This is a genomic window from Citrobacter sp. GW821-FHT07H02, assembly GCF_059418505.1.
The window spans coordinates 126,532-143,018 of record NZ_JBWKPZ010000006.1 but is presented as its reverse complement, the minus strand read 5'-3'; the positions used below and the strand labels follow the sequence as shown (position 1 = coordinate 143,018).

The following is a 16,487-nucleotide window of genomic DNA, read 5'->3' as shown; positions in this document are numbered from 1 at the left end:
AAACTTTGCAGCTTTTCTGTTTCTCCCTCATCATTTGAAATGAGGTTTCAACTTTTTCTTTAAGGTCCACTTTGAACGTCTCCACCGCTTTACGCCGGGCTGTTTCCCGCACACCCTGGTATGCCAAACGCAAGAGTTATAAAGTTCTTTTCTGGCGTGAAATCACCCCGCTTGCTGTCCCTATTTTTCTTGAAAACACCTGTGTCCTGTTAATGGGGGTATTAAGTACCTTCCTGGTCAGTTGGTTGGGCAAAGAGGCCATGGCTGGCGTCGGGCTCGCCGATAGCTTCAACATGGTTATCATGGCGTTTTTTGCCGCTATCGATCTGGGGACTACGGTCGTGGTGGCGTTTAGCCTGGGTAAACGCGATCGGCGACGAGCCAGAGCCGCTGCGAGGCAATCGCTGGTGATCATGACGCTTTTTGCCATCGTACTGGCGGCTGTGATTCATTATTTCGGTGAGCAGATCATTGATATTGTGGCTGGAGAAGCCACCCCAGACGTGAAAGCCCTGGCGCTGACTTATCTGGAACTGACGGTCCTCAGTTATCCTGCGGCCGCCATTGCGCTGATTGGTAGTGGCGCGTTACGTGGGGCGGGTAATACCAAAATCCCGTTACTCATCAATGGTGGCATGAATATCCTGAATATCATTATCAGCAGTATTTTGATTTACGGGATTTTTTCATGGCAGGGGCTGGGATTTGTGGGGGCCGGGCTGGGGCTGACCATCTCCCGCTATATTGGCGCTGTTGCCATTATCTGGGTACTGATGATTGGGTTTAACCCGGCATTGCGTATCACGCTAAAAAGCTACTTTAAGCCGCTAAATTTCGCCATTATCTGGGAAGTGATGGGCATTGGCATTCCGGCAAGTATTGAATCGGTCCTGTTCAACAGCGGGAAACTGCTAACGCAAATGTTCGTTGCAGGGATGGGCACCAGTGTTATTGCCGGTAATTTTATTGCTTTCTCGATTGCTGCGTTGATCAACCTGCCGGGAAACGCCCTGGGGTCGGCATCAACTATCATCACCGGCAGACGACTGGGTAATGGTCAAATGGCGCAGGCGGAGATTCAGCTACGCCATGTGTTCTGGCTTTCCACCATCGGATTAACGGCAATCGCGTGGTTGAGCGCGCCCTTTGCCGGAATAATGGCATCGTTTTACACCCACGATCAGGATGTAAAAGATGTGGTGGTGATCCTGATTTGGCTGAACGCAGCATTTATGCCTATCTGGGCGGCATCCTGGGTATTACCTGCCGGATTTAAGGGCGCACGTGACGCCCGGTATGCCATGTGGGTTTCGATGTTGGGGATGTGGGGATGCCGTGTCGTGGCAGGTTACACGTTGGGAATTGTTCTTGGCTGGGGCGTAGTGGGTGTCTGGATGGGGATGTTCTTCGACTGGGCAGTCCGTGCGGCTCTCTTTTACTGGCGTATGGTGACCGGACGATGGCTCTGGAAATACCCTCGCCCGGCGCATGAAAAGTGTGTAAAACAACCGAACGCGTGTGAATAAACGGCGAAATGGGGAAAATTTCGGCAAACGATCAAGTTTGTGCATTCAGGCTTTGACAATGACGATGGGCGTCGCTAATATTCGCCCCGTTCACACGATTCCTCTGTAGTTCAGTCGGTAGAACGGCGGACTGTTAATCCGTATGTCACTGGTTCGAGTCCAGTCAGAGGAGCCATATTTAGAAAAGCCCGCTTTTTAGCGGGCTTTTTGCTTTCTGATTCAGCCTTAATTCGCCAGTATGACCCACATCCCCGGCGTACGCAGATACGGTAGGCTTGCGTACCCGACCAAATACTGATGTCGGGTGAATGGCTAATTTAGAAGTTGTATTTAATGCCAAGACGGTAGCGCATTTCCATTTCGTCTTTTTCGTGGTTGGTGTTGTAACGAGGAACCACGCCTATTTCAGTATAAGGTGTCCAGTTTTTGTTGAGCGGTAACGTCGCGACAACATTATACAACCAGTAATTATGATCCCCTTTGTAGTCCTCATAGTTTGTAAAGCGGTATTCATAATCACCCGTTACGGTAAATTTATCGCTGACGTAGCCAAACTCCCAGTTGAACTGGTTATAATTTTTGTTATCTACGGATGATTTTTCATCAACCTGAATACCCGGACGCCAGCGAAATGTTGTCACCCAGCTATCAGTAATTTTATAAATGGCTTTAATCTGCGCACGATAACCAACAAAGGTATCACCATTATCCAGATTCACGGCCGGGGCAAGAGTTAATTTATCCGTTATTTTAAAATTACGCCCAAATTCCCACTCGCTGCCATTGCCACTGTAACCACCATTGCCTTCTTTAAATCCATCAGACATCACTTTCGTACTTTCCGCCTGCTTACCTTCCACACTAGCAAAATACCCACTCTGGGTGGTGTGACTCAGTTTCAGGCGATCTGCATTGGTTTTACTGTCGGCTTTATATTCATGCCGATAGTCGAGTGTTACCGCACCAGCAGAAAAAGAGAGAATAATAATAGACAGGGTACTCAATTTAAAAAAATTGTTCATAAACACTCCATATTTTAAACATAGAAAATCTGTCGTATGGGCATTTCTGCCCATACTTTATATTCACAATTTGTCGTTATTATCAGATGGCGATTAGCCCCGTAGGGTTAACTCTTCCTTGACGGACCTTGCGACTTCTTCGGCGATTGTTGATGACAATCCGGTATAGTTATTGGGTTCCAGAAATGTCAAAATCTCATCTGTTGTAAATAAATCTGAAATTTGAGGGTCTTCACACAGCAGTTTAGAAAAACTGGATTTCTCATGTATTGACTGCATTGCCAGTGAATACATTTTTTCATGGGCCTTATCTTTTCCCAGTACGGCAGCAAGCTTCATCATTATGAATTCACTATTATCCAGACCGCTATTAATACCTGCATTGCGGCACATCTGCTCCCGGTTAACATGCAGCGTTCGGGTGAGCTCCTCAGCGCGTAAAATAATTTCTGTCATTAACGCCAGCGCTTCATGTAACGATGATTCCAGTAGCATATAAGAAGAGCTGTCCGCTTCGTAGGGACGACTTGAAGAGTTGAGCATGACAGAAGAAAGTGAGTACAGTTTCTGTGCGTTAGCGATAATACCTTTAGCAAGCTTTGGATTGACCTTATGAGGCATCGTGCTGCTGCCAACCGTTCCGGTCGTAAATCCTTCACCCAGCTCAGCAATTTCTTCCAGTGACGTACTGTAAACTTCCTCGGCGATCTTGTGGCAACAACTGGCCAGCAATGAAAGCACCTGAACATACTCAACTTTATGGTTGGCGATATTGCGAGAAGGAACGCGCATCTCAGACATACCCAGCAGTTCAGCCATGCGAGTTTGTACCTGCCGCCCAGCTTCACCACTTGAGTTGAAGGCGCCTACGGCTCCCCCCATCATGATGCGAAATACCCTTTTTTCGCATTGTTCCATGCGTTCCAGCATCATCTGGAATTCATCGATCCATACCGCAACCTTAAAGCCAAACGTAATGGGAATAGCATGGCGGCCATGAGTTCGTCCTGGCATGACGGTATTCGCTTCACGGGTGGCGATCTGTGCAAGATTAAGCAGAATCTCTTCAATAACCGTTTTGAATTTAACGTGTACCTTCTTCATTACCAGCAGTTGCGCACTCTGCTGAATATTTTGTGTGGTAACACCATAGTGAACAAATTTTCCACTATCCGCCGGACAAGCTTTTACCAGCATTTTTAGAAAGGGCACAAAGCCATGCCCAATTTCTCTTTGCAACTCATTAACGGTGTTAATATCGATGTTTTCAATGCGACACGACTGGATAATTTTTTTGGCATCATCTGCCGGAATTATTCCTATTTCACTCTGAGCTTTTGCCAGCGCGGCTTCAATATCCAGCCAGGAGCGGAATTTTTCTTCTTCGGTTAATAACGCTCTGATCCCGCGATCATCCATCGTTTTTGTTTTTGAATCGTATAAAGCACTCACGATTTATTCCTTATTGATCATTTGCCAGCAATCTTATCGACAATCGCGTTCTTTACAAACTCGACGTGTGGACCGAAAACAACGTGGATATGGTTATTTTTAGGAATAAATATTCCTGAAGATCCTGCATTTTTTAACGTATCAGTCTGTACCTTACCCTGGTCTTTTAAATCGATACGTAAGCGAGTTACGCAGTTATCAACATTCTTAATATTGTCACTCCCGCCAAGTCCTTCTAATACCAGAGTGGCAATTTCCAGATAACGCTTTTCTTTCAACAGGTTATTGTTTCTGATCTCTTCTTCACGGCCCGGCGTCTGGATTTTGAATTTTTCAATCGCAAAGCGGAACACCACATAGAAGACGACAAAGTTCACCGCCCCCAGGATAACGAGCTGAACCCAGTGGGTGTTTTCATACAGCAGTCCAAAGATACCGAAGTCAAAAATGGTGCCACGGATATAGCCAATGGAAACATCAAGGAACGCCAGAGGGATGGCCATCACCCCACACAGCACGGTGTAGATAAAGAACAGACCTGGCGCGATAAACAGGAATGAAAACTCCAGCGGTTCAGTCACGTTGCCGAGGAAGGCGGTCAACACGATGGTCAGGATCATCCCTTTAGCAATAGGACGGTTAGCCTTAAACGAGGCGTGATACATTGCCAGACCAATAGCTGGAACACGGAAGAGCGTATTGAGCATCTGGCCTGCGCCCAGGTAGGCGGTGAGTTTAGGCATCAATGACCAGCTCGGATCGTTTGGACCAAGCTCAAAGAGGATCTTATTGGTGGCATTGAGAATACCGGTATAGGTTTCCCCATTAATCAAGTAGGTCCCGCCTGCTTCGGTAAAGCGCAGCACCGAGGCCAGCACATGATGGAGGCCGAAAGGAATCAGAGTGCGGTGAATAAACCAGTACACACCGACGCCGAACGTGTCGTTCATCATAATGAATGAGATGCTGGTCAGCGCGGTGGTGACCCCACTCCAGACGAAAGGAATCAGCAACCCAACAGGGATCATGTACAGGAAAGTGATGATCGGGACTGACTTCTTACCGCTGAAGAAAGCAAAAGCCAGAGGAAGCTGCAGCCGGTAAAATCGATCGGTCACTTTTGCAGCCACCAGCCCGGAAATAATCCCCCCCATTGCTTCAATCTTCAGCGTTTGTATACCAAGTACCAGGCCCTGGCCCACAGAAGAGAGGTCGCCCTTGGCTAACGCGCCATTCACCTTTAGCCAGACGTTCATCACGATGGTAAGCGTCAGGTAAGCCAATACCGCAGAGAATACTGCAATACCCTTCTCATTTTTGGAAAGCCCATAGGCAACCCCCATGGCAAACAATAACGGGATATTGTTAAAGACGATCCCGGTAATGTCCCTCATACTCTCCAGTATCATTTTTATTACATCGTTACCAAGGAACGGTAACTTATTTATCATATAAGACTGGCTCAGCGCAGCACAGATACCCATTATCATCCCAATCGGTGCCATCACCGCTATTGGCAATAATAGTGAGCGTCCAAATAGCTGTATGCCGTCTTTAAATTTGTCCATCTTCATTGGCTATACTCTGTCTTAATTAATCAGTAATTTTAACTATTTGATCCTATTGTCATCTGCGGGCACATCAACATTCAAGGTAACTTGATGTAATAAAACTGCGACAATAAGTTTCCGTGAAAACACGATAACGTGAATGTGTGAGCATCGTCTCACTATCAATTTCTACATATTGACATGAAGGTTAAACCAACTGAGATTGTGCGCATAAAAAGGAGGTGATTATTAGCATTAACCAGTATGACATTGCTTTTCTTAGCTTTATGCAAGATAAAGGACAGTTGGCATTTACGGATATTCCTGAGCATTTTCCAGGAAAGAGCTTACTCACGTTAAAACGCAGCGTCGCAAACATTAATTATTACCTTAAAACAGAGCGTATTGCCATTCATGCCGACTCTTTTGTCTGCGATCTCACTTATGCTGATTTGCTTGCGTTTTTATCAAATCTTAAAGTCAAAGACTATAACTCATCCGTTGAAGAGAGGATTAAACTTATTCTCTTTTACGCATTTCTTTATACGACGGTAAACACATCCCGACTCTATGAAGAGATTGGCATTAGCTTAACGACGAAAAAGAAAGATTTGAAAATACTGGAAAATTATTTATCAGCACGAGATTTGAAATCTGAAGTTGTCAGTCGTAAAGGGATAAGAATTACGGGTAATGAAACGGCGTGGCGGATTCTTATTATGGAGATCCTGGCATCCATTTGCGAACTGAATCACGAAGCATCCCTGGTCGGGCGCGCCGCTAACGATGTCTATGAAAGATTGATGTTTTCCCGGTTTAGTCAACAATCGCAAACTTTACCTGAGGTGGTTAGCAGGTTTCATGCTGTTATCCGCGATGAGCAACTGGCTCTCTCCTACCCTAGCAAAAAATTGCTGTATATCTGGCTGCTGTTAGAGTCGGTCCGTGCTCCCGAAAGTCATGTCACCCCCTGCGATGTACCCGTATTACTGCCGCTTTGTCCTCACAAAGCATACAGTGCGGAAGAGCAACTGAGGCACTATTTTATCCACTCACTCGATCAAAGAAGTACGGAACTGCCACTCATCGATTTGCGTCTGTACGAGACGCTGAGAGCATTTTTTACTGAAGTGAGTAAAAATATCATTACTACAATAATCTACCCTGATGCGCTTTTGCATGAACTTTATCCGTATATTCAGAAGTGCATTTTGCGCAGTATTCTTGGTTACAGCCTATTTGATAATAATCTATCAAGTACTGAGAAACACTACCCCAACCTTTTCCAAATTGTTCAGCAGTCAATTCAGGTTTTAGAATCGGCATACCAACTTAATCTTGATAAAAATCAGCTATCAACGATAACCCTGATAATAAAAAAACATATCAACAGCAGCAAGTTATCGGGTCGAAATAGAAAAACAGTTATCATAGTAACAAATTCTGCTGTAGAAAAAATTGACTTTTTTATCAGTCATCTCAAATTTCATCTGGACATCGATGTAAAAGAATCGATTAACATTCATGAAAAAGAACGGCTAAAAGATTTAGATGCCGATATTGTCGTCACCTTCTCAAACCGTATTTCATGGTTGCTGAATGAGATGAACGTTGACCATATTAAAGTAAATTATCACCTCAAGGATAACGACATACGGATTTTTATGGATCATGGTTTCTCCAGCAATCTCAATAGAAAACTGTCCACTCACGATTTTTTAGATGCTATTGAAGGAAAGTCGAGAGAGGAGATCCATGAAATCCTTAAGCGGAACTATATGAATTATTTTACTTAATTCTCGCGACAGATTAAATTTTAGAGGCCAACCATAATCACTAAAAAACAGGGCCTGGGGATTTGTGAAAAGCAATGCTAATGTCTGATTTATTACCGCCATAACATCTGGCGGTATTTTTCTTTTCTGCTACTGCCGTTATTCAGGCGCATCATTTATTGATTGATGGCACCGACATTAATATTTATCGGCATTCCGGAGCGACGCTCCAGTTCATGGTTGACCCGGCTGGCATCAACGCCACCGCTCGTCATGAAGGTGCGTAGCGCAGGCGTTACCGGCAGCGGGACTTTTCTGTCGGATTCATATTCGGCGCGATTACGTGACAGCGGCTCGTGAACTTCAAGCCAGCGGCTACCGTCCGGCTCTGTGGTGTATTTCACCGGCTGGTCGATCAGTTGCACACGCGTGCCCACCGGCACGTTGTCGAACAGATATTTAATGTCATCGTTACGTAAGCGGATACAGCCCTGACTCACACGCAGGCCAATGCCAAAATTGGCGTTCGTGCCATGAATAGCGTACAGCTTGCCAATATAAATGGCATACAACCCCATCGGGTTATCCGGCCCCGCAGGAACGAACGCGGGCAGACTCTCCCCTCTCCGGGCATATTCACGACGTGTATTAGGGGTAGGACTCCATGTCGGCGCTTCCTGTTTGCGCTGTACCGATGTCACCCAGTTACGCGGGGTTTCTCGCCCTGCCTGGCCAATGCCGATGGGCAGAATTTCAACCGTATTTCCCCCACTCGGATAATAGTAGAGACGCATTTCCGCCACGTTAATCACGATGCCCTCGCGGACCGTTGCGGGCAAAATGAGCTGTTGCGGGATAACGAGCGTCGACCCGGACCTGGGGAGATAGACATCCACTCCGGGGTTCGCTTCCAGCATATTGCTCAATCCCAGACCGTACTGAGCTGCAAATGTCTCCAGCGGTTGGGTATTTTTATCCGGTACTATCATCGTCAGCGGGGCGCCCACCAGGCGACTTCCGTCAGGCGGTAGCGGGTAAGTCACCGCCATGGCGATCTGGCTGGTCAATAGCATGACCAGAGAGCAAAACAATTTCACACGAGGCATCATTTCCCTTTCCTCAGTCGCGGCAGGTGTCAGTTAATTATAGCTTTTTGATATACGATGGGTGTTAACGAAGGACTATTCACTTGCAAGAGTGTAACAATAAACGGGTTTAAAAAGGAAACCCCCACCTGTAAGCGGGGGTTGCAGAGAGTGACTATGCTTCTTTACCGTCCGGCAGTTCGATATTGCTGTCTGCCAGATGTCCCATATTGCTGTACATCGCACAGGCCGCCTCAACGATCGGCATGGCGAGCGCGGCGCCACTGCCCTCACCCAGTCGCATCCCCATATTCAGATACGGGTCCAGTTCCAGATGCGCCAGCGCAATCCGCGCCCCTTTCTCCGCCGAGAAATGGGAAGGTATCAAATACGGCTTAATCTCAGGAGCAATCCGACAAGCCGCCAGCGCCGCCGAATAAGAGAGGAAACCATCCATCAGTACGGGTAATCCGCAGGACGCCGCGCCAAGCATCACGCCAGCCATACCAACCAGATCAAATCCCCCCACCTTGGCCAGCACATCAATACCGTCACGCGAGTCAGGCTGATTCACGCTAATGGCACGACGCACCACATCCACTTTATTCCCCACTTTAGACAACGGGAGATTGGCCCCAATTCCGACCACATCCTCAGCATCGTTTCCGGTCAGCACGCTCACGATTGCTGCGGCCGGGGTGGTATTCGCCATACCCAACTCCCCAACACCAAACAACGTCACGCCGTTTTTTGCCAGTTCCTGGGTATACCGAATCACTTCCAGCAGTAACTCTTCGGTTTGCGTGCGGCTCATTGCCGGCCCTGTGGCGATATTGCCGCATCCACGCGCCACGCGCATGTTTACAACGCCAGGGATAAGGTCGCAATCAATCCCGACATCGATCACATGCACCTTTGCGCCCGCCTGTGCGGCCAGCACACAGACGCCTGTCGTTCCCCGCAGCATATTTGCAGCCTGAACCGCAGTCACCACTTTCGGCGAGACGGCGACCCCTTCATCCCATACGCCGTGATCTGCGCACATCACCAACATCGCTTTCTCACCCACGTGAGGTATGCCGTTGAGACCCGGCATTCCGGCCAGTTGCACAGCCAGCGCTTCCAGGCGACCGAGACTGCCTGGCGGCTTGAGCAAACCGTCAATATGTTGCTGCGCACGCGACATCGCATCACCGTCAATCGGTGGGATCGCACGGAGTACTGAGGATAAAGTCTGCATAAGGGTTCTCATTGTGTTGGCTGACTCACAGCAGAGCCAGCAGGAAGATTAACTCACCAAGTTCGATAGCCGCGCCCAGCGTATCGCCAGTTTGTCCACCCAACGTACGTTTAAGTAATTGACCAAGAATGAAAATCGCCACCATTGTGACCACTATCGCCGCCAGCCCATGCATACCCGGAAGCAGCACGGCGGCCAAAATCGCCGCTAAACCTAGCGTGACGCAGGTCTGTCGCCCGGTGACTTTGCCGATAAACACATTGCCCAGCCCTTCTTCGCGGGCATAGCGATGGCGGTACATCAGCAATACGGCAATGCCCCGTCCGGCGGCACAGGCAGCGACCAGCGACGCCAGTACAGGCGTTCCCCGCAGCGCCAGTTCACTGATCACCAGAACCTTCGCCAGCAAGACAAAAATCAGTGCCAGCCCGCCGTGCGTTCCCAGACGACTGTCACGCATGATCTCCAGCATGCGTTCCCGGCGACGCGCAGAAAATACGCCATCGCAGGTATCGGCAAGGCCATCCAGATGGAAACCACCCGTTAAGAGCGCCAGCGTCAGCACCGCAAACAGTGACGCCAGAGGAATGCCGCACCAGGGTTGCACGGCCATAAACACCAGACCACTTAACCCACCCAGCACCAGACCAATCAGCGGAAACATCACAATGCCGCGTGAATACTGATCGAAATCCAGTCCCTGCGACCAGCGGACGGGTACGGGCAAACGACTGATAAACGAAAGCATTGCCCAGAACAACTTACTCATTTAATTTTGACTCCAATACCTGACACTACCAGCCACACCTCATCGGCAGCGCTGGCAAGCCGTTGGTTAACCCGCCCAGCAATATCGCGAAAATGGCGCGCCAGACGATTCTCCGGGACGATGCCCATCCCAACTTCGTTGGTCACCAGCACCACGTTTGCAGGACAGCGCTGGCAGGCAGCAATCAGCGCGTGGACCTCGTCCTCAATGGCGCGTTCCATCGCCGCATAATCCCAGCTATCGGGATCGCTCTCGCCCCCCAACGCAAACAGCATGTTGGTCACCATTGTCGTGATGCACTCCAACAAAATGGCCTCATTGGGATCGTTTTGCGCTGTGATCAACTCATCAAGCTGTTGCCAGCGCTCGGCGGTACGCCAGTGCGCCGGTCGTCCGTCCCGATGATGTTGAATTCGCGCCGCCATCTCCTCGTCAAAAACCTGAGACGTTGCGATGTATAACACCTGCGGCGAGTCCGCAATCAGCGCTTCGGCATGTCGGCTTTTTCCACTGCGCGCCCCGCCCGTTACCAGAATCATCATACCGGCTCCTGATGTTGTTGCATGATTTGATAAATCTTATCAATATCAATATGTTCACGCATCCCTTCTGCCAGCAGATCGAACTGCTGCAATTTGTACTGCCCATACTGAAAAGTCATATCCAGGGGTTGCAGACCTTTACGCACGCGCAGGCCATTGAGCAGAGCACGGGTAAAATCATCGCTATCAAACAGACCATGCAGGTAGGTGCCAAACGCCAGTCCGTCCTCGGTCACCGCGCCATCCGCCACATCTTGCCCGTTTTTTTGCAACTGCATCACGGAGCGACAATTCTCGTTCAGCGTGGTTTCGCCCATGTGAATTTCATAGCCACGTACGGGCAAACCTGAAGCTGCAGCCAGCCATCCGGGCAGTGCAGGCGACATTGTTGCTTCTACCTGGGTCGTGGTTTTGTGCTGCGCAAAATGGGTGACGGTGTCGAGTAAGCCAAGCCCCGGCAGCGTGCCCAGCCCGGACTCCACTTCATCAATGATGGTATCGCCGAGGATCTGGTAGCCGCCGCAAATGCCCATGATGGGTACGCTGCGTTGATGTGCCTGTAAAACAGCATGCGCCATACCGCTTTCGCGCATCCACACCAGATCGCCCAGCGTGTTTTTACTGCCGGGCAGAAGCACCAAATCGACTGTTTCCAGCTCTTCAGGATGCCGCACATAGCGTACCCGGACATCCGGTTGGGCTGCCAGCGCGTTGAAATCGGTAAAATTTGAGATGTGCGGCAGTTGAACAACCGCAATATCGATGTCGCGTTTTTCGGTGCGCAGGTATTTCCCTTTTTGCAGCGCCACGCCATCTTCATCTTCCAGATCCACATCCAGCCAGGGCATTACCCCCAGCACCGGCACCCCGGTCAATGACTCTATTTGTTCAATGCCGGAGTAAAGCAGCGCCACATCACCTCTGAATTTGTTGATGATGACCCCTTTCACCCTGGCGCGTTCATGGTCGTGCAGCAGGGCCAGCGTGCCATATATAGAGGCGAAGACCCCGCCCCGGTCGATATCCGCCACCAGGATCACCGGGCATTTTGCCATCTCCGCCATCCCCATATTGACGATGTCGCGATCGCGCAGGTTTATCTCTGCCGGGCTGCCCGCCCCCTCCAGCACGATGACGTCATGTTCCTGCGCCAGGCTGCTGTATACCTCAAGGATCTGTTCCCGTAGTCGCGGTTTATATTCGTGGTAGCTGACGGCATCCATATTGGTGGCCACTTTGCCCATCAGTACCACTTGCGCTTTGCGATCGCTGGTGGGTTTTAGCAGCACCGGATTCATCCGCACGTCGGGGGTAATCCCTGCGGCCTCCGCCTGAAAGATCTGCGCGCGGCCCATCTCTTTGCCATCCGGTGTGATACCGGAGTTCAGCGCCATATTCTGCGATTTAAAAGGCGCCGTACGCAGACCGTCCTGATAAAAAATACGGCACAGCCCTGCCACCAGCACGCTTTTACCCACATCAGATGCCGTTCCCTGCAACATTATTGCCTGCGTCATGACGCCTCCTTCAGTGCGTTCTCTCGCATACGACTAAAAAATTCAGCTTCGGTTTTACACAGCGGTAGCCCCAATTGGGCATGCAGTTTCACCAGCCAGGGCTGCGTTAACCCAGCTTGTTCGATTAATTCAGTACGGGAAAATACCTCGCCCGGCTCGCCATGCGCCAGCACTTCGCCACGGCGCAGGACATATACCGCATCGCTGACTTCATAAATGAGATCGATATCATGGCTGGAGATGACGACGTGATTCCCCTGCGCCACAATCCGCTTGATGATGTCGATCATTTGCGTTCTGCCAGCAGGGTCAAGACCTGCCGTCGGTTCATCCAGCAACAGATAACGGGCCTGTAATACCATCGCCCCCGCAATCGCCACCCGTTTTTTCTGCCCGTGGCTTAAACACTGGATCGGTTGATGGCGAAAATGCTGGGCATCCACCAGCGTCAGCGCATCCTCCACACGTCGGGCTATTTCGGCTTCCGCCACGCCCAGATTACGCAGGCTAAACGCAATGTCGCTATCGATGTCGGTATAGAATATTTGCTGATCGGGGTCCTGAAAGACGGTAGCCACCTGCTGGCGCAACGCCAACAGGCCGCGTTTACTGTAATCCAGCGGTTTCCCCTGCCACAGAACCGCCCCTTTTTGTGGGCGCAGAAGGCCGCTCAGGTTCATAAACAACGTCGATTTCCCGCAGCCATTCGCGCCCACTAATCCGGTCACAGAATGCGCGGAAAAATCCAGCGTGAGCCCTTTGAGTACCTGCTCATCCTGATAGCGAAACCAGAGCTCTGTCGTGGCAAGCATGCTTTTCCTTACAGGTGAAAATCACCCTGATACAGTTTGATATCCAGCGTGGTAGCCATTTGCTGATAGCGGATCAGCACGCGAGTAAACAGTAATCCGACCAACATCGCCAGAGAACGATAGCTTTTCGGCAGACTACGATAACCAAAACGCAGCGTTTGCGCGCGATGAATGGCAAGCGCCTCGTCTAACAGAATAAAAATGAAGCGCCAGGTCAGCAGGATCTGCTCAGTGAGCAGTCGCGGCACGCGTGCGCGTTTTAGCAATACAATCAGTTGGGGAAACGGTAGATTCAGCACCAGCCAGAACGTTGCCGCCAGTGCGGCCAGGCTACGCCAGAAGGTTTCGTTAGCGGTGATAAGCCCTGAAGAGGTAATCCCCAGCCAGTAGGATCCGACAGGCAAACTGACCAACAGCGAGTGGGGATCGCGGCTTACGCTAAACAGAATCGTCACCACACCAACCACTAAAAAACCAAAGGGCAAGGCCATCCACCGGCACCAGCGCCACACCGAAAGGCGTAATAACCAACAGGTCAGCCCTGCGGTAAACAGAAGCTCAACGCCCTGCCCCCAGGGAGGCAGGGTGAATGCCAGCGTCATCATCACCACCCAGAGCAAAAACTTTCGCTCCGGTGATACATGAAACCAGCGGCTCTGGTAGCTAAGCCTGTCAAGCCCGGTCATCACGACGTTGTCTACCTTTGCAATAACCCAGAATGTAGAAAATCACTGCCGCGCCAAGCGAACCCTGCAGGGTGAACAGCAAACTTTCGATTTCACCACTGGCCGGTTCATACAGTGGCTCAAACCAGGGTTTATAATCCGGCGCAATGGCCTGGATCTGGCTTTCAGCCTCCCCATCAGAACCGCCGTATTCGCCGCCATGATTAATGAAGAACGGCAGGATCACCAGGGCTATCACCATGCTCAACAATATCAGCGTCTTTTTCATCCTAATGTCCTTGTGCGGTAATCAACCGCCGCTTGGTCAACTGGTCGTAGATCATGACGGTTAACAACCCTTCCGCGATCGCAATCGGAATCTGTGTTAAACAGAAAATGCCCATAAATTTGACGATGGATCCTGGCGCGCCCGCCTGCGGGTCCGGGAAGGCGACCCCAAGCTGCACAGAGGTGACGAAATAGGTCACCAGATCCGCCAGCATCGCGCACAAGAAGACCCCAACATCGCGGCGCAATCCTGCGCGACAGGCCATTTGCCACACCAGATATCCCACAACCGGCCCAATCACCGCCATCGACATGCCATTCGCACCCAGCGTGGTCAACCCGCCATGCGCCAGCAACAATGCCTGGAAGAGCAGAACGATCGCGCCAAGCACCGCCACAACGCCGGGCCCGAACAAAATAACCGCCAGCCCAACGCCGGTCGGATGTGAACAGCTCCCGGTCACGGATGGAATTTTCAGCGCCGAGAGTACGAAAATGAATGCCCCGCACAGCGCCAGCAGCACTTTTTGATGGTTATCTTCCTGGACAATCTGCCGCAGGCGAACCAGTCCGTACCACAGGCAAGGCAAAAACAGCAGCCACCATGCCAACGCCCACATCGGCGGCAGAAAACCCTCCATGATGTGCATCGCGAACGCCTGCTCGGGAACCACCATCAGCAATAGCGCCGCACCCAGCCCACTGAATGACAGTTGTTTCAGCTGTTTTTCGAGTATCATTCCTTATACTCCCACCGTTTGTTGACCAGAATGGTCGAGAAATAAGGCAGAGACTGCTCATCACTCACCTCATCCAGATGGCGCCAGCATTGCTCACCAGGCAGGGTGGCTTCGGCCATCATCAGGGCGCAGTCCAGTAAGCCTTCCTGTTGCAGCAACGCTTTAATGCGCGTGAATCTGCCGTACACCTTCATGAGCACCAGGCTTTCGTGCTGCTTTAGCGCCTGCTGAATTTCAGCTTCCGGTGCTGTACAGGAGATCACGGCCAGCGACTGTTGTTCCATTGCCAGCGGCGTTTTTGAGCGGGCGGCAATGGCGGCAAACGAGGTGACGCCAGGGACAATCTCCAGCCACTCCGGGTTGCCGATACGCTGCAGTAAAAAGACCCAGGTGCTGAACAACATGGCATCGCCCAGCGTAATAAAGCCAACCTGTTTTCCGGCCTTAACTTCTTTGACCAGCGCGGCGGCGACCTCGTCCCAGACCGCCTCTTTCTCGGCGCTGTCGGCACTCATCGGGAAATGGCAGCAGCGCACCTCTGTCTGTTCGCCGATATATTCACGCACAATGGAGAGCGCCAGGCTGTCACCGCCTTTACGTCCGGCCGGGGCATATAAAATATCCAGTGAACCGAGGAGCCGCGCCCCACGAACTGTGATCAGGTCAGACGCGCCAGGACCCGTGCTCAACGCATACAGTTTGCCGCTCATGCTGCTTCCTCCACTGCCATTTCCAGCGCGTGTTGCAGGTGCGCGACAAACATCGCACGCACCGCCGGGTTTTCGCCCAGCCCGCTTAACCACGGCGTTGCCGGGATACCTGCAGCGTTAAAGCGCGTTTTCCAGGAGTCCTCTTCATCAGAGGCCATGTCGTTGATGGCGTGATCGCCCGCGACCAGCATCAACGGCATAAGATGTACGCCGCTAACGCCTTCCTTGCTCAGACTCTCAATGAGAATCTCGACTTCCGGGTAACTCTCTACCGCCCCCACGCGAGCCGGAAAACCCTGCGCCGTCATCATATGGTCAAGGCAGGCATAGGCGGAGAACGCATGATGGCTGGCGCCATGCCCCATAAACACCACCTTCTCGGTTGTCTCAAGCGTGGGCATCTGTTGCTGCAACGCCAGCATCAGTTGCGCGTAATCACGATGACTGCTCAATAACGGCGCGCCCAGAGTCAGACGGGAAAACAGCGGGCGCATGCTTTGCACTTCACGGACAATTTTTTCGTATTCATCACCGTTAATGATGTGCAGAGACTGAATGGCAACGTCCTGATATCCCAGCGAGGCGAGTTTTTGCAAGGCCTGCAACGGCGTGTCGATATCAATACCATCGCGCTGTTTAAGTTTGCGGATGATCATCCCGGAGGTGAAGGCGCGAAACAGATCTCTGTCAGGGCAACTGGCCGCCAAATCGCGCTCACAGGCCACAATATTTTTCTCACAGGTGTCGTGATAGCTGGTGCCAAAACTGACGACCAGAAGTGCTTTTTTCATGTG

General features: G+C 50.9%; 16 protein-coding genes and 1 tRNA gene. 3 read left to right on the top strand and 14 right to left on the bottom strand.

Going from position 1 to position 16,487, the window contains the following annotated elements:
• The first annotated feature begins 71 nt into the window (after positions 1-71).
• Both AC07NP_RS09695 and AC07NP_RS09690 read left to right on the top strand, forming a co-directional pair.
• On the top strand, positions 72-1,526 hold the full coding sequence (locus tag AC07NP_RS09695; RefSeq protein WP_494660327.1) for an EmmdR/YeeO family multidrug/toxin efflux MATE transporter: 1,455 nt from the start codon (positions 72-74) through the stop codon (positions 1,524-1,526).
• A 99-nt stretch (positions 1,527-1,625) separates the two neighbouring features.
• Positions 1,626-1,701 (top strand) — tRNA-Asn (locus AC07NP_RS09690).
• A gap of 142 nt (positions 1,702-1,843) precedes the next feature.
• Here AC07NP_RS09690 and AC07NP_RS09685 read toward each other — a convergent pair.
• The 3 genes from AC07NP_RS09685 to AC07NP_RS09675 form a co-directional block, all read right to left on the bottom strand.
• Positions 1,844-2,548: an oligogalacturonate-specific porin KdgM family protein gene (locus AC07NP_RS09685; protein ID WP_494660326.1), complete on the bottom strand. Its 705-nt coding sequence runs from the start codon at positions 2,546-2,548 to the stop codon at positions 1,844-1,846.
• Positions 2,549-2,641: 93 nt separating this feature from the next.
• A complete protein-coding gene (locus AC07NP_RS09680; RefSeq protein ID WP_494660325.1) occupies positions 2,642-4,000 on the bottom strand; it encodes a class-II fumarase/aspartase family protein in 1,359 nt (452 codons plus the stop codon).
• Positions 4,001-4,017: 17 nt separating this feature from the next.
• A complete protein-coding gene (locus tag AC07NP_RS09675; RefSeq protein WP_494660324.1) occupies positions 4,018-5,574 on the bottom strand; it encodes a PTS transporter subunit EIIC in 1,557 nt (518 codons plus the stop codon).
• A gap of 218 nt (positions 5,575-5,792) precedes the next feature.
• Here AC07NP_RS09675 and AC07NP_RS09670 point away from each other — a divergent pair, with 218 nt between their 5' ends.
• Positions 5,793-7,346, top strand: a complete 1,554-nt coding sequence (locus AC07NP_RS09670) for a PRD domain-containing protein (protein WP_494660323.1) — start codon at positions 5,793-5,795, stop codon at positions 7,344-7,346.
• A gap of 155 nt (positions 7,347-7,501) precedes the next feature.
• On the opposite strand, the gene ldtA is transcribed toward AC07NP_RS09670, so the two are convergent.
• The 11 genes from ldtA to cbiK form a co-directional block, all read right to left on the bottom strand.
• Positions 7,502-8,431 (bottom strand): L,D-transpeptidase, encoded by a 930-nt coding sequence (gene ldtA, locus AC07NP_RS09665; RefSeq protein WP_494660355.1) that lies wholly within the window; start codon positions 8,429-8,431, stop codon positions 7,502-7,504.
• Positions 8,432-8,585: 154 nt separating this feature from the next.
• The gene (gene cobT, locus AC07NP_RS09660) at positions 8,586-9,650 is read right to left on the bottom strand and encodes a nicotinate-nucleotide--dimethylbenzimidazole phosphoribosyltransferase (protein WP_494660322.1); all 1,065 of its coding nucleotides are present in this window, start codon (positions 9,648-9,650) and stop codon (positions 8,586-8,588) included.
• 25 nt (positions 9,651-9,675) lie between these two features.
• Positions 9,676-10,419, bottom strand: coding sequence for an adenosylcobinamide-GDP ribazoletransferase (gene cobS, locus AC07NP_RS09655; protein WP_494660321.1), 744 nt, complete (start codon positions 10,417-10,419; stop codon positions 9,676-9,678).
• Positions 10,416-10,961 carry a bifunctional adenosylcobinamide kinase/adenosylcobinamide-phosphate guanylyltransferase gene (gene cobU, locus AC07NP_RS09650; RefSeq protein WP_192612655.1) on the bottom strand — a complete coding sequence of 182 codons (546 nt, stop codon included), beginning with the start codon at positions 10,959-10,961 and terminating at the stop codon, positions 10,416-10,418. Before cobU ends, cobS begins: the two co-directional genes overlap by 4 nt.
• On the bottom strand, positions 10,958-12,478 hold the full coding sequence (locus AC07NP_RS09645) for a cobyric acid synthase (RefSeq protein ID WP_494660320.1): 1,521 nt from the start codon (positions 12,476-12,478) through the stop codon (positions 10,958-10,960). The genes cobU and AC07NP_RS09645 overlap by 4 nt, the downstream gene beginning before the upstream one ends.
• Complete coding sequence (locus AC07NP_RS09640; RefSeq protein ID WP_203360790.1) at positions 12,475-13,290, bottom strand: energy-coupling factor ABC transporter ATP-binding protein; 816 nt, start codon at positions 13,288-13,290, stop codon at positions 12,475-12,477. Before AC07NP_RS09640 ends, AC07NP_RS09645 begins: the two co-directional genes overlap by 4 nt.
• An 8-nt stretch (positions 13,291-13,298) precedes the next feature.
• Positions 13,299-13,976 (bottom strand): energy-coupling factor ABC transporter transmembrane protein, encoded by a 678-nt coding sequence (locus tag AC07NP_RS09635; RefSeq protein ID WP_494660354.1) that lies wholly within the window; start codon positions 13,974-13,976, stop codon positions 13,299-13,301.
• Positions 13,963-14,244 (bottom strand): energy-coupling factor ABC transporter substrate-binding protein, encoded by a 282-nt coding sequence (locus AC07NP_RS09630; RefSeq protein ID WP_203360789.1) that lies wholly within the window; start codon positions 14,242-14,244, stop codon positions 13,963-13,965. The genes AC07NP_RS09635 and AC07NP_RS09630 overlap by 14 nt, the downstream gene beginning before the upstream one ends.
• A gap of 1 nt (position 14,245) precedes the next feature.
• Positions 14,246-14,983, bottom strand: coding sequence for a cobalt ECF transporter S component CbiM (gene cbiM / locus AC07NP_RS09625; RefSeq protein WP_203360788.1), 738 nt, complete (start codon positions 14,981-14,983; stop codon positions 14,246-14,248).
• Positions 14,980-15,693: a cobalt-factor II C(20)-methyltransferase gene (locus tag AC07NP_RS09620; protein ID WP_494660319.1), complete on the bottom strand. Its 714-nt coding sequence runs from the start codon at positions 15,691-15,693 to the stop codon at positions 14,980-14,982. The genes cbiM and AC07NP_RS09620 overlap by 4 nt, the downstream gene beginning before the upstream one ends.
• Complete coding sequence (gene cbiK, locus AC07NP_RS09615) at positions 15,690-16,484, bottom strand: sirohydrochlorin cobaltochelatase (protein ID WP_494660318.1); 795 nt, start codon at positions 16,482-16,484, stop codon at positions 15,690-15,692. The genes AC07NP_RS09620 and cbiK overlap by 4 nt, the downstream gene beginning before the upstream one ends.
• Positions 16,485-16,487 lie beyond the last annotated feature (3 nt).

What these genes read in the sequence shown, in the direction of transcription:
- ldtA (WP_494660355.1), bottom strand. Translation starts at nt 8,431, where the DNA reads ATGCCTCGTGTGAAATTGTTTTGCTCTCTGGTCATGCTATTGACCAGC.
- cobS (WP_494660321.1), bottom strand. Translation starts at nt 10,419, where the DNA reads ATGAGTAAGTTGTTCTGGGCAATGCTTTCGTTTATCAGTCGTTTGCCC.
- AC07NP_RS09640 (WP_203360790.1), bottom strand. Translation starts at nt 13,290, where the DNA reads ATGCTTGCCACGACAGAGCTCTGGTTTCGCTATCAGGATGAGCAGGTA.
- AC07NP_RS09630 (WP_203360789.1), bottom strand. Translation starts at nt 14,244, where the DNA reads ATGAAAAAGACGCTGATATTGTTGAGCATGGTGATAGCCCTGGTGATC.
- cbiM (WP_203360788.1), bottom strand. Translation starts at nt 14,983, where the DNA reads ATGATACTCGAAAAACAGCTGAAACAACTGTCATTCAGTGGGCTGGGT.
- AC07NP_RS09675 (WP_494660324.1), bottom strand. Translation starts at nt 5,574, where the DNA reads ATGAAGATGGACAAATTTAAAGACGGCATACAGCTATTTGGACGCTCA.
- cobU (WP_192612655.1), bottom strand. Translation starts at nt 10,961, where the DNA reads ATGATGATTCTGGTAACGGGCGGGGCGCGCAGTGGAAAAAGCCGACAT.
- AC07NP_RS09685 (WP_494660326.1), bottom strand. Translation starts at nt 2,548, where the DNA reads ATGAACAATTTTTTTAAATTGAGTACCCTGTCTATTATTATTCTCTCT.
- AC07NP_RS09645 (WP_494660320.1), bottom strand. Translation starts at nt 12,478, where the DNA reads ATGACGCAGGCAATAATGTTGCAGGGAACGGCATCTGATGTGGGTAAA.
- cobT (WP_494660322.1), bottom strand. Translation starts at nt 9,650, where the DNA reads ATGCAGACTTTATCCTCAGTACTCCGTGCGATCCCACCGATTGACGGT.
- cbiK (WP_494660318.1), bottom strand. Translation starts at nt 16,484, where the DNA reads ATGAAAAAAGCACTTCTGGTCGTCAGTTTTGGCACCAGCTATCACGAC.
- AC07NP_RS09635 (WP_494660354.1), bottom strand. Translation starts at nt 13,976, where the DNA reads ATGACCGGGCTTGACAGGCTTAGCTACCAGAGCCGCTGGTTTCATGTA.
- AC07NP_RS09620 (WP_494660319.1), bottom strand. Translation starts at nt 15,693, where the DNA reads ATGAGCGGCAAACTGTATGCGTTGAGCACGGGTCCTGGCGCGTCTGAC.